The following is a 12,232-nucleotide window of genomic DNA, read 5'->3' as shown; positions in this document are numbered from 1 at the left end:
TTGTGGGTACCTACCCACGGGGTGGGCTGGGGGGGGTTTCTGTGGTGGTTGCTTCATCAAAACCCCCCCCCCCTCCTGGGGGGGGGGGGGGGGGGGTTGGTTCCTCTCCCCCCCCCCCCCCCCCCGGCCCCGTAACTCCCGGACCTCTACTCGGCCTTGATCGCGGCGAGCATGTTCAGGCGGGCGGCGCGGCGGGCCGGCCACAGGGCCGCCAGGATGCCGACGACCGCGGCGAGCGCGAGGAAGACGCCCATCCGGGTCCAGGGCATCACCAGTTCGTACGTCGACATGGCGTTGCCGATGAGCTGACCCGCGGCCCAGCCGAAGAAGACGCCGAGGCCGATGCCGAGCACGCCGCCGAAGAGCGAGATCACCAGGGACTCCAGGCGGACCATCCGCTTGACGGCCTTGCGGTCGAGGCCGATCGCGCGGAGCATCCCGATCTCCTGCTGGCGCTCGAAGACCGACATCGCCAGGGTGTTGACGACGCCGAGCACGGCCACGATGACCGCCATGGCGAGCAGCCCGTAGAGCATGTTCAGCATCAGCGTGAACGTCTGGGCGACCTCGTTGGAGATGTCCTGGCGGTCCTGGATCTTGATGGCCGGGTTCTCGCCGAGGGCCTTGGTGAGCTTCTCCTTGGTGGCGTCGGATGCGCCGCCGGACGTCTTCAGCAACACCTGCATGTCCGAGGCGGCCTCGGTCAGGTGCGGGGCGAGGGTGGTCGAGTCGACCATGATGCCGCTGAGCATCTCGTTGGCCGTGTAGACGCCCGCGACGCTCAGCTCCTGCTTCCTGCCGTCCTCATAGGTGACGGTGAAGTGCGAGCCGGTCGTCCAGTGGTGGTCCTCCGCGGTCGAGTCGTCGATGACGACCTTCGTGCCGCCGATCGTGAACGCGCCGTTCTCCATGGGGAGTTCGGCGAGCCGCCCGATCGTCGCGCCGTTGACGCCGGTCAGGTACTCGGACTCGTCGTCGATCCGCGACTCGGAGTTGGTCATGCCGCTGACGGCGGTGGTCCCCGGGGTCTTTTCGAGGGTCTTCAGGACGTCGGGGGAGAGCGCGTTCCCGTTCGCCATGGAGACGACGTAGTCGGCCTTGAGGGAGTCGGCGGCCATCTTGTTGATGCCGCTCTGGACGCTGCCCGCGATGACCGTGAGGCCGGTGATGAGGGTCAGGCCGATCATCAGCGCCGAGGCGGTGGCGGCGGTGCGGCGCGGGTTGCGCACGGAGTTCAGGCGGGCCAGCTTGCCGGAGATGCCGAAGGCGCGCAGCAGCGGGGCCGCGGCGGCGATCAGCGGGCGGGAGAGCAGCGGCGTGAGGATGAAGACGCCGATGACGAGCAGCGCGGCGCCGAGCGCCATCGGGGCCTGTCCCGAGTCGCCGCTCATGGTCGTCGCGGCGAGCACGGCGACGGTGCCGACGGCCGAGACGAGCGAGCCGAGGGTGTTGCGCAGGATCAGCGACTTGGTGGTCGGGGCGGCGTGCACCGCGTTCATCGCGGCGACCGGCGGGATCTTCGCGGCGCGGCGGCCCGGCAGCCAGGCGGCCAGCATCGTGATGAGGACGCCGACGACCAGCGCGGACAGGACCGTGCCGGGGGAGACGACCAGCGGCCCGGCCGGGATGATCGCGTCCGTCGAGTTCATCAGGGCCCGCATGCCCGCGCCGATCCCGATGCCGACGGCGAGGCCGGTGACGGCGGCGGCGGCGCCGACGACGAACGCCTCGAGGAGCACGGAGCGGGTGATCTGGCGGCGGGAGGCGCCGACGGCGCGCATCAGGGCCAGTTCCTTGGTGCGCTGGGCGACGAGCATCGTGAAGGTGTTGGCGATGATGAAGATGCCGACGAAGAGCGCGACACCGGCGAAGCCCAGCAGGAGCTGCTTCATCGAGCTCATGGACCGGGAGATGATCGCGGCCTGGTCGTCGGCGAGCTGCTGACCGGTCTGCGTCTCGACCGTGTCCTTGCCGAGCGCCTTGTCGAGTTCGGCCCGCAGCTCGTCCTGGCTGGTGCCGGCCGCGGCCCGTACGTCGATCTCGTCGTAGGCGCCCGGCTTGTGGAAGAGCCGCTGCGCGGTCGCCGTGTCGAAGAGGGCGAGGGAGCCGCCCGCCGCGACGTTCCCGTCGTCGGTGGTGAAGATGCCGGTGACGGTCGGGGTCAGGACCGGCCCGTCGATCGACATGCGTACCTGGTCACCGACCTTGTACCCGGCGCGCTTGGCGGTCTCGGAGTCCAGCGCGACCTGGTTCTCGCCGTGCGGGGCGGTGCCCGCTTCGAGGGGGTAGCGCGCGTCGGGGTTCTTCTCGGTGCCCCAGTAGTTGGCGCCCTTGGTGGAGAAGCCGCTGCCGACGAGCTTGCCGTCCTGGTCGGCGACGCCGGCGTACCCGCTCACCACGCCGTACGCGGAGGCGGCGCCCGGCACGCCGCTCGCCTTCTTCAGGGTGGCGTCGGTCAGCTCGACCTCCTTGCCGACCTTGTCGCCCTTCGCCTCCGTGTAGCCGGGGCTGAGGGCGACGTCGACCTGGTCGAACCCCTTGGACGAGGATTTCTCCAGGGCGGAGGAGATGGTGTTGGTGAAGACGAGGGTGCCGGAGACGAAGGCGACGCCGAGCATGACGGCGAGCACCGTCATCAGGAGGCGGGCCTTGTGCGCGAAGACGTTGCGCAGGGCTGTTCGGAACATGGGTCTACTCAGTCCAGGTGTGGTTCGGCGGGGCTGCGAAGGAGCGGGGTCCGGCGGGGCACCGGGTCAGCTGGTGCGGCCCTTCGCGTCGAAGCGCTTCATGCGGTCGAGGACGGTGTCGGCCGTCGGCTCGTACATCTCGTCCACGATGCGTCCGTCGGCCAGGAACACGACCCGGTCCGCGTAGGCCGCCGCCACCGGGTCGTGGGTGACCATGACGACGGTCTGGCCCAGTTCCCGTACGGAGTTGCGCAGGAAGCCGAGGACCTCCGCGCCGGAGCGGGAGTCCAGGTTCCCGGTGGGCTCGTCGCCGAAGATGATGTCGGGCCGTGAGGCCAGGGCGCGGGCCACCGCCACGCGCTGCTGCTGGCCGCCGGAGAGCTGCGAGGGCCGGTGGCGGAGGCGGTCCGAGAGGCCCACCATCTGGATCACGTTCTCCAGCCACTGCTTGTCGGCCTTGCGGCCCGCGATGTCCATGGGGAGCGTGATGTTCTCCAGGGCGGTCAGCGTCGGCAGCAGGTTGAACGCCTGGAAGATGAAACCGATCTTGTCCCGGCGCAACTTGGTGAGCTGCTTGTCCTTGAGGGAGCCCAGCTCGGTCTCGCCGATGCGGACCGAGCCGGAGGAGAAGGAGTCGAGCCCGGCCACGCAGTGCATCAGCGTCGACTTGCCGGAGCCGGACGGGCCCATGATCGCGGTGAACTCGGCCTGCCGGAACTCGATGGAGACCCGGTCCAGCGCGACCACCTGGGTCTCGCCCTGCCCGTAGACCTTGGAGAGCTCCGTGGCGCGGGCCGCCGCTGTGGTGGTCCGGCCGGCGAGGGGGGTGGTGGTCACGGGTGGGGCTCCTGTCGGGACGACTGCTGGGGACCGTTCCATCGTCTCCGCCGCCGCGGCCCGTGAAGTCAGCCGCAGTTCCCGTTCCTGGGGGCGACTCCGGTCGGACGGGGGCGGCTTGCGTCATACCTGGGGATGACAAGGGACCCTGACGGGTGGCTCTGGCACGCAAGCGCTCGGTCCGGCCCGTGACGGCAGGTGAAATCCCGTCAATCCGTAGAAACCGGAGGCCTGACCTGTAAAGGCCTCCGGCAAGTGCGTATGGCTACTGCCGTGTGCTGATGCACCCTCAGACGTCAATAAAATAAGACAACATCGGGCTGATGTTCCGCTGACCGGGGGATGCCGCCGGATAGGCTCGGAAGGTCGACGCGGAGCCGCACAGCCTGCCCGGATGGTGGAATGCAGACACGGCGAGCTTAAACCTCGCTGCCCTTCGCGGGCGTACCGGTTCAAGTCCGGTTCCGGGCACCTCCGATTCACTTCTTCGCTCCCTCGTACCCACTTTTCCCTCGTTTCCCTTCACTTCCTCGCGCCTGCTCGCGCGCGCGGGGCGCATCGTCATGCCCGCGGAACCATTGACACCCGCGCGACGGGGGCGGAGGATCCGCACGAGCCTTGAATGAACGAAAGTTCACCAGGCGAACGCACGGGAGCGAGAGGGATCCGTATGCGCACCACCGTCGGGATCATCGGAGCGGGCCCGGCCGGACTGCTGCTGGCCAGACTGCTGCACAACGCCGGGATCGGATCGGTCGTCCTGGAGAGCCGCGACCGGGAGTACGTCGAGCGGCGCCAGCGCGCCGGAATCCTGGAGCAGGGCACGGTCGACGTACTGCGCGCCGCGGGCGTCGGCGCACGCATGGACCGCGAGGGCCTGCCGCACGACGGCATCGAGCTCCGCTTCGACCGGCGCCGCCACCGCGTCGACTTCCCGGCCCTGACCGGCGGCCGGTCGGTGATGGTCTACGCGCAGACCGAGGTCTGCAAGGACCTCATCGCCGCCCAGCTCGCCGACGGGGGACCGCTGCTGTTCGAGGCGGAGGCCCTCGCCGTCGAGGACGCGGAGAGCGGCAGCCCCCGCGTCCGCTACCGCCACGAGGGCCGCGAGTCCGTCCTGGAGTGCGAGTACGTCGTGGGCTGCGACGGGTTCTGGGGCGTGGCCCGCACCGCGATACCCCAGGCGCTCTCCCGGACGTACGAGCGCACGTACCCCTTCGGCTGGCTCGGCATCCTCGCCGACGTCGCCCCCTCCCACGACGAGCTGGTCTACGCCCGCAGCGACCGCGGTTTCGCCCTGCTCTCCATGCGCTCGCCCTCGGTCACGCGCGCGTACCTGCAGGTCCCCGAGGGCACGAACGCCGAGGACTGGGCCGACGAGGAGATCTGGGACGAGCTCGACCGCCGCCTGGAGGTCGACGACCCGGGCTGGCGGCTCGCGCGCGGCCCGATCACGGCCAAATCGGTCACGCCCATGCGCAGCCACGTCCACGAGCCGATGCGGCACGGCCGGCTCTTCCTCGCGGGCGACGCGGCGCACATCGTCCCGCCGACCGGCGCCAAGGGCCTCAACCTGGCCGTCGGCGACGTCGTCACCTTCGCCCGCGCCCTCACCGCGCACCAGGAGAAGGGCGACACCGCACTCCTCGACGCCTACTCCGAGACCTGCCTGCGGCGCGTCTGGCAGGCCGAGAGCTTCTCGTACGCGATGACGGCCATGCTGCACAGCGCGCCCGGCGCGAGCGCCTTCGACGACCGGATCCAGCGGGCCCGGCTCGACCGCCTGACCACGTCGAGGGCCGCGGAGGCCGATCTCGCGGAGGCGTACACCGGATTTCCCCTCTGAGCGGCCCCTCGGGCGGAACACAGGGAGTACTCCGCACGTTGCCGGTAACAGGACGGGAAAGATCCTCCCTGAGCACTAGGGCCGGATCTTTGCCAGACCATTACTCTTGTGGCAAGGCCATACACGGTGGCCATGGAGGAGTGAAATGAGGAGCAGCAACCCGGTCTTCTCGCGACGGGGGTTCAGCCGCGACAACGGCTACGCGCAGTTCGACGCGCGGCAGCCGCAGGCCGGGGGCCCCGCGGTCGGGACGCAGGCCAACCCGTACGGCCAGGCGCCCGCCGGCAACCCGTACGCGCAGAACCCCTACGCCCAGCAGGACCTGCAGTACGGCGCTCCGCAGGCGCCCGCCACCACCGGCCGCATGACGATGGACGACGTCATCATGCGCACGGCCACCACCCTCGGTCTGCTGATCGTCACCGCCGCGCTCGCCTGGGCGCTGCTGCCGGTCGACGACGCCCACATCACGACGTCGTACGGCATCGCGATCGGCTCCGGCCTCGTCGCGATGGTGCTCGGCTTCGTCCAGGCGTTCAAGCGCAAGGCGTCCCCGCCGCTGATCCTGGCGTACGCGGCGCTGGAGGGCGTCTTCCTCGGCGTGCTGTCGAGCGTCGTCGACAACCGCATCGCGGAGGGCGCGGCCATGCAGGCCGTGCTCGGCACGATGGCGGTCTTCGCGGCCGTCCTCATCGCCTACAAGGCGGGCTGGATCCGCGTCAACCGTCGCTTCTACGGCTTCGTCATGGCCGCCGCGATGGGCTTCATCCTGCTGATGGCCGTGAACCTGCTGTTCTCGGTCTTCGGCGGCGGTGACGGCCTGGGCTTCCGCAGCGGTGGCCTCGGCATCCTCTTCGGTGTCATCGGCATCCTGCTCGGTGCCTGCTTCCTCGCCCTGGACTTCAAGCAGGTCGAGGACGGCATCGCGTACGGCGCCCCGAAGGAAGAGGCGTGGCTCGCCGCCTTCGGTCTGACCATGACGCTGGTCTGGATCTACATGGAGTTCCTGCGCCTCATCGCGATCCTCCAGGGCAACGACTAGCGGGCGACCGTCCCCGCACGTCAGGGGCCCGCGCACCTTCGGGTGCGCGGGCCCCTTGCCGTTCGTGTGCGGGGGATGTCGGATCGTGGGGATCGGGAGAGTCGTGGGCAGCTAGCCGAACCGTCGTGCGGCGCGCCTCAGGTCGTACTCGTGGATGATCGCCTTGGCATGGCCGTACGCGAGGTCGTGCTCCCCGCGGAGCCAGCTGACCTTCTCTTCGAAGCGAAGGAAGCAAGGGCCTTCTTCGACGGTGCGCAACCAGTCGGATACCTCACGACCGGTGCAGTGGGGGATGCGAGCCAGCAGATTGCGGTGGGTCTCCGCGTAGAACACTTGGGACATCGGCGCCTCCGGAACGCTTCGATGTGGCCTGTCCTTCACGCCACCGTGCCTGAGCGCCGCCCCCTTGTAAACAGCTACAGTCGCGGAGTGCTTGATACGACGCCATTGACCGCCGCGGTGGACCGGTTCGCGGACCGGCTGCGGGCCGCTCCGCAGAGCCGGCTGCAGCGGGGAGCCGCCGCGGAGGCCCTGACGCTGGCCAGGGAACTGTCCGCGCGCGCCCAGCGGTTGGAGGATCCGGGGGCGGCGGTGCGGGAGATGCCGGATGCCGGGATGTTCGCCGCCGCGGACCAGGTGACCGTCGCCGCGCGGGACCTGGCGGTCGCGCTGCGGGAGGCGGACGAACTGGCGGCGGCCGTCGACCTCGTCGAGACGGCCACGAAGCGGGCCGGGGTCTGAACCGGCCGGGCCCGCACGTCGGCGTCGGGCCGGATCAGGCCGAGGCTATGACCCGGTCCGCCAGGATGTAGACGTTGGCACCAGCGCACTCGAAGGTCAGGGCGTACGCGCCGGAGACGCCGGAGCCGCCGAGCAGGACCGGGGTCTCACCGTCGCGCAGCGCCGCCGCGAGCTGTTCCGCGGTCTCGCGGTGGCCCGGGGTCATGCAGAGCGTCGTACCGTCGGCGAAGACGTAGACGTCGAGCGTGCCGAGCGGGCCAGGACGCACGTCGGAGAGTGCCGTACGGGTGTGCGCCAGCTCCTCCAGACAGGCCACCGTGCGCTCGTGGTCGCTGCTGACCGGCGACTGGACCGGGACGAAATCCGGGTGCGAGGGGTGCCGGCGCCGGGCCGCCGCCAGCTCGGGCGACTCGCTGGGGGTGCCTCCCTGGACGGAGTCCTTGGGGGAGAACTCGTCCTCCGGCTCCAGGGCCGACTCGACCAGCGGTTCGAGGCCCGCGAAATCGGCCTGCCGCGGCAGGAAGAACTCCTCGCTCAGCGCGCTGCCGCCGGTCAGGAAGGGCGGCAGGTCCGAGGAGTCGCGCGCCTCCTGCGCCGCCCAGAACGCCCGCGCCTCCGCCAGCTCGCGCTCCCGCTCCTCGGCGAGGGCGTCGGCGACGGCGACCCGTATGGCGTCGGTGTCGGCGGAGGCGGTGCGCGCGGCGGGCACGCCGGGGTGCGCGCCGGTGGCGCGGCCGCGTGCCACCTCCTCGCGCAGCTCCGCGATCTGCCGTCGCAGACCCCGGACGTTGTGCAGGGTGGTGGCGCCGACGGCTGTGGCAGCGGCCGTGGCGAGCAGCAATGCAAGAGGGATGGCGCTCACTGACGTACTCCCGGTTTCAAGTCGACCCCCGACTTCCTACATCAGCTTGAAGCCTGGACGAACCAGCTGTCAGTGCATTACGTCACGAATTGGACAGGTCTTTTGGTCCGGCGTTTAGGCCCCATATAGGCCGGGTACGGGCCTGACCTGCGAAAATGCTTCTCCCCCGAGATGCACGTCACATCCTGGGGGAGATTGGATCACGATTGCATAGCCGGTTTCCGGTCAGCCGGGCTCAGCTGAGGCGCTCGATCACCATCGCCATGCCCTGACCACCGCCGACACACATGGTCTCCAGGCCGAACTGCTTGTCGTGGAACTGGAGGCTGTTGATCAGCGTGCCGGTGATGCGGGCGCCGGTCATGCCGAAGGGGTGGCCCACGGCGATGGCACCACCGTTGACGTTCAGCTTGTCCTCGTCGATGCCGAGCTCCCGGGCGGACGGGATGACCTGCGCCGCGAACGCCTCGTTGATCTCGAACAGGTCGATGTCGCCGACACCGAGCCCGGCCCGCTGCAGCGCCTGCTTGCTGGCCTCCACCGGGCCCAGGCCCATGATCTCGGGGGAGAGGCCGGAGACGCCGGTCGAGACGACGCGGGCGAGCGGGGTCAGGCCCAGCTCACGCGCCTTGGTGTCGGACATGATCACGAGCGCGGCGGCGCCGTCGTTCAGCGGGCAGCAGTTGCCCGCCGTGACCAGGCCGTCGGGGCGGAAGACGGGCTTGAGGCCCGCGACACCCTCCAGGGTCACGCCGGCGCGGGGGCCGTCGTCCTTGCTCACGACGGTCCCGTCGGGGGTCGTGACCGGGGTGATCTCCCGCTCCCAGAAGCCGTTCTTGATGGCTTCCTCGGCGCGGTTCTGCGAGCGCACACCGAAGGCGTCCATGTCCTCGCGGGTGATGCCCTTCAGGCGCGCCAGGTTCTCGGCGGTCTGACCCATCGCGATGTACGCGTCCGGCACCAGGCCGTCCTCGCGCGGGTCGTGCCAGGAGGTGCCCTCCTGCTGCGCGACGGCCGCGGTGCGGGCCTCGGCCTCGGCGAAGAACGGGTTGCGGGTGTCCGGCAGAGAGTCGGAGTTCCCCTTGGCGAAACGCGACACCATCTCGACGCCCGCCGAGACGAAGACGTCGCCCTCGCCCGCCTTGATGGCGTGCAGGGCCATGCGCGTCGTCTGGAGCGACGACGAGCAGTAGCGGGTGACGGTGCAGCCGGGGAGATGGTCCATGCCCATCTGCACGGCCACGATGCGGCCCAGGTTGTTGCCCTGCTCGCCGCCGGGCAGACCACAGCCGAGCATCAGGTCGTCGATGTCGCGCGGGTCCAGCTCGGGGACCTTCGCGAGGGCGGTCTGGATGATCGTCGCGGTCAGGTCGTCGGCGCGCAGATCCTTCAGAGAGCCCTTGAACGCGCGGCCGATGGGGGAGCGGGCGGCTGAGACGATTACGGCTTCGGGCATGACGGCTCCAGGGGTGGCTGGCGAAAGCAGGACCGCTTGGGAAGTTACCCGTACGTATCCCGTTGGTCACCGGTGTGGCCGTGTGACCCCTGACGCATTTTTCTAAGCGCTTGCTCAGGGGTCTGGGCGACACCGGGATCCGGGCGTCTCAGACCTCCGAGGAGCTGAACTTCGCGGGGCTCGGATCCTGCGTCGGCGTGCGCCGCCGCCGACGCCGCTTCAGCAGCGCCCAGGGACCCCGCGGCCCGGTCGGCATCGCCGCCGTCACCTCCGTACCGCCCTCCGCCGCCGCCTGCGCCGCCGCACGGGCCACCGGCAGGAAGCCCTCGGCACGGGAGACGTCCGGACGCTCCTCGTCCGGCCACAGACCCAGCGCCGCGCACAACGTCGGCAGCACGGCCATCGCCGCCGTCTGGTACCCCTCCGCCGACGGGTGGTAGTTGTCCGGGCCGAACAGCTCGCGCGGGTTCGCCGAGAACTCGGGCCCCAGCAGATCGCCCAGCGACACCGTCCGCCCGCCCTGCTCCACCGTGCCGATGGTCTGCGCCGCCGCCAGCTGCCGCGAGGCCCGCCGGGCCAGCCAGCGCAACGGCTGCTGCACCGGCTCGACCGAACCCAGGTCCGGACACGTGCCGACCACCACCTCGGCGCCCGCCGTGCGCAGCCTGCGCACCGCCGCCGACAGATGGCGTACGGAGTTCGTGGCGGGAATGCGGTGCGTGACGTCGTTCGCGCCGATCATGATGACGCAGACGTCCGGCTGCCAGTCCGGATCCGCGAGGATCAGCGCCACCTGACGGTCCAGATCGTCCGACATCGCCCCCGGCAGCGCCACATTGCGCAGCTGCACCGCGCGCTCCGCCACGGCCGAGAGCCCCGACGCCAGCAGCGCGCCCGGCGTCTGCCGCGCCCGGTGCACGCCCTGCCCGGCCGCCGTGGAATCACCCAGCACCGCGAACCGCACCGGCTCCACGCCCGACTCCCCGTACGAGCTGCCGTACAGCCCGTCGGCCGAGGGGAGATGGACCGGCGCGGCCCCGTGATTGCCCACCTGGCGCCGCGCGAACTGCACCTCGGCCAGCACCACTCCCACCGCGGCCGCGCCGAGCAGCCCGATCCCGCCGCCGCCGTATGCCGCTCCCGCGGCGATCCGCCGTGCCACCCTTGCCCTGCTCGACATGTTCCGCGGCCACCTCTTCTCTTTTACGGCTCATGAAGTGCTTGCCCCGTAATCACCGTCGGCCAATCGCAACGGCAGATGAAGAGCCGATGTGCGGCATACCCTGACCGCAACCCTCTGTAGGAGACCCGGAGACAACGTGCAGATCCACGACTCGATGATCAGCCTCGTCGGCAACACCCCGCTGCTGAGGCTCAACAAGGTGACCGAAGGGCTACGGGCGACCGTCCTGGCCAAGGTCGAGTACTTCAACCCCGGCGGTTCCGTGAAGGACCGCATCGCGCTGCGCATGATCGAGGCGGCGGAGCAGAGCGGGGAGCTCCGGCCCGGCGGCACGATCGTGGAGCCCACCAGCGGCAACACGGGTGTCGGGCTCGCGATCGTCGCGCAGCAGAAGGGGTACAAGTGCATCTTCGTGTGCCCCGACAAGGTCTCGACCGACAAGATCAATGTGCTGCGCGCGTACGGCGCCGAGGTCGTGGTCTGCCCGACCGCCGTCGACCCCGAGCACCCGGACTCGTACTACAACGTGTCCGACCGGCTGGTCCGGGAGGTGCCGGGCGCCTGGAAGCCGGACCAGTACAGCAACCCGAACAACCCGCTCTCCCACTACCACTCGACCGGCCCCGAGCTGTGGGAGCAGACGGAGGGGCGGATCACGCACTTCGTGACGGGCGTGGGGACCGGCGGCACCATCTCCGGGACGGGCCGCTACCTCAAGGACGTCAGCGAAGGCCGCGTCCAGGTCGTCGGCGCCGACCCGGAGGGCTCGGTCTACTCGGGCGGCTCCGGGCGCCCCTACCTCGTCGAGGGCGTCGGTGAGGACTTCTGGCCGTCCGCCTACGACCGTGACGTCGCCGACGAGATCGTCGCCGTGTCCGACAAGGACTCGTTCCAGATGACGCGCCGGCTCGCCAAGGAGGAGGGCCTCCTGGTCGGCGGCTCCTGCGGCATGGCGGTCGTCGCGGCCCTGCGGGTCGCGGAGCGGCTCGGCCCGGACGACATCGTGGTGGTGCTGCTGCCGGACAGCGGGCGCGGGTACCTCAGCAAGATCTTCAACGATGAGTGGCTGTCCTCGTACGGCTTCCTGGAGGATCCCGCCGAGGCCGGCCGGGTGCTCGACGTACTGAGCCACAAAGAGGAGACCATCCCCGGTCTCATCCACATGCACCCGGAGGAGACGGTCGGCGAGGCCATCGAGGTGCTGCGCGAGTACGGGGTCAGCCAGATGCCGGTGGTGAAGCGTGGCGCGGGACATCCTGACGTGATGGCCGCCGAGGTCGTCGGCTCCGTCGTCGAGCGGGAACTGCTGGACGCGCTGTTCACGAAGCGGGCCGCGCTGCTCGACCCGCTGGAGAAGCACATGTCCGCACCGCTGCCGCAGGTCGGCTCCGGCGAGCCGGTCGCCGGCCTGATGGCCGTGCTCGGCACGGCGGACGCCGCGATCGTGCTGGTCGAGGGCAAGCCGACCGGTGTGGTCAGCCGTCAGGACCTGCTGGCCTACATGGCGGGCGACGGCAAGTGATCCTCGGTGCGGCCCCGCAGCCGGTGACGGCGCCGGGGCCGCACGCCTGACCTAGC

General features: G+C 70.3%; 10 protein-coding genes and 1 tRNA gene. 5 read left to right on the top strand and 6 right to left on the bottom strand.

The window, feature by feature from the left end; genetic code table 11:
* Positions 1 to 146: 146 nt before the first annotated feature.
* Together ACZ45E_RS18965 and ACZ45E_RS18960 are read right to left on the bottom strand one after the other, a co-directional pair.
* Entirely contained in the window at positions 147 to 2,687 is a 2,541-nt protein-coding gene (locus ACZ45E_RS18965; RefSeq protein WP_468222062.1) for an ABC transporter permease, read from the bottom strand.
* A 66-nt stretch (positions 2,688 to 2,753) separates the two neighbouring features.
* The gene (locus ACZ45E_RS18960) at positions 2,754 to 3,524 is read right to left on the bottom strand and encodes an ABC transporter ATP-binding protein (RefSeq protein ID WP_468222061.1); all 771 of its coding nucleotides are present in this window, start codon (positions 3,522 to 3,524) and stop codon (positions 2,754 to 2,756) included.
* 388 nt (positions 3,525 to 3,912) lie between these two features.
* On the opposite strand from ACZ45E_RS18960, the gene ACZ45E_RS18955 reads away from it, so the two are divergent.
* The 3 genes from ACZ45E_RS18955 to ACZ45E_RS18945 all read left to right on the top strand — a co-directional run bounded on the left by ACZ45E_RS18955 (position 3,913) and on the right by ACZ45E_RS18945 (position 6,412).
* A tRNA-Leu gene (locus ACZ45E_RS18955) sits at positions 3,913 to 3,995 on the top strand.
* A 199-nt stretch (positions 3,996 to 4,194) separates the two neighbouring features.
* On the top strand, positions 4,195 to 5,370 hold the full coding sequence (locus ACZ45E_RS18950; protein WP_468222060.1) for a 4-hydroxybenzoate 3-monooxygenase: 1,176 nt from the start codon (positions 4,195 to 4,197) through the stop codon (positions 5,368 to 5,370).
* A gap of 145 nt (positions 5,371 to 5,515) precedes the next feature.
* Positions 5,516 to 6,412, top strand: coding sequence for a Bax inhibitor-1/YccA family protein (locus ACZ45E_RS18945; RefSeq protein WP_468222059.1), 897 nt, complete (start codon positions 5,516 to 5,518; stop codon positions 6,410 to 6,412).
* A 111-nt stretch (positions 6,413 to 6,523) separates the two neighbouring features.
* On the opposite strand, the gene ACZ45E_RS18940 is transcribed toward ACZ45E_RS18945, so the two are convergent.
* Positions 6,524 to 6,754: a DUF4287 domain-containing protein gene (locus ACZ45E_RS18940; RefSeq protein ID WP_394431452.1), complete on the bottom strand. Its 231-nt coding sequence runs from the start codon at positions 6,752 to 6,754 to the stop codon at positions 6,524 to 6,526.
* Positions 6,755 to 6,841: 87 nt separating this feature from the next.
* On the opposite strand from ACZ45E_RS18940, the gene ACZ45E_RS18935 reads away from it, so the two are divergent.
* On the top strand, positions 6,842 to 7,153 hold the full coding sequence (locus ACZ45E_RS18935; RefSeq protein WP_468222058.1) for a hypothetical protein: 312 nt from the start codon (positions 6,842 to 6,844) through the stop codon (positions 7,151 to 7,153).
* A gap of 34 nt (positions 7,154 to 7,187) precedes the next feature.
* Here the strand turns inward: ACZ45E_RS18935 and ACZ45E_RS18930 are convergent, their stop codons facing one another.
* From ACZ45E_RS18930 to ACZ45E_RS18920, 3 genes are all read right to left on the bottom strand, one after another.
* Positions 7,188 to 8,006, bottom strand: a complete 819-nt coding sequence (locus ACZ45E_RS18930; RefSeq protein WP_468222327.1) for a hypothetical protein — start codon at positions 8,004 to 8,006, stop codon at positions 7,188 to 7,190.
* Positions 8,007 to 8,250: 244 nt separating this feature from the next.
* Positions 8,251 to 9,471: an acetyl-CoA C-acetyltransferase gene (locus ACZ45E_RS18925; protein ID WP_468222057.1), complete on the bottom strand. Its 1,221-nt coding sequence runs from the start codon at positions 9,469 to 9,471 to the stop codon at positions 8,251 to 8,253.
* A 148-nt stretch (positions 9,472 to 9,619) separates the two neighbouring features.
* On the bottom strand, positions 9,620 to 10,651 hold the full coding sequence (locus ACZ45E_RS18920) for an SGNH/GDSL hydrolase family protein (RefSeq protein ID WP_468222056.1): 1,032 nt from the start codon (positions 10,649 to 10,651) through the stop codon (positions 9,620 to 9,622).
* Between the two features lie 139 nt (positions 10,652 to 10,790).
* On the opposite strand from ACZ45E_RS18920, the gene ACZ45E_RS18915 reads away from it, so the two are divergent.
* Entirely contained in the window at positions 10,791 to 12,176 is a 1,386-nt protein-coding gene (locus ACZ45E_RS18915; protein WP_468222055.1) for a cystathionine beta-synthase, read from the top strand.
* The last annotated feature ends 56 nt before the right edge of the window (positions 12,177 to 12,232 follow it).

The organism is Streptomyces sp. NPDC030991, from assembly GCF_055571235.1.
Note: the sequence above shows the minus strand (reverse complement) of the source record. Positions and strands in the feature narration are given on the sequence as shown.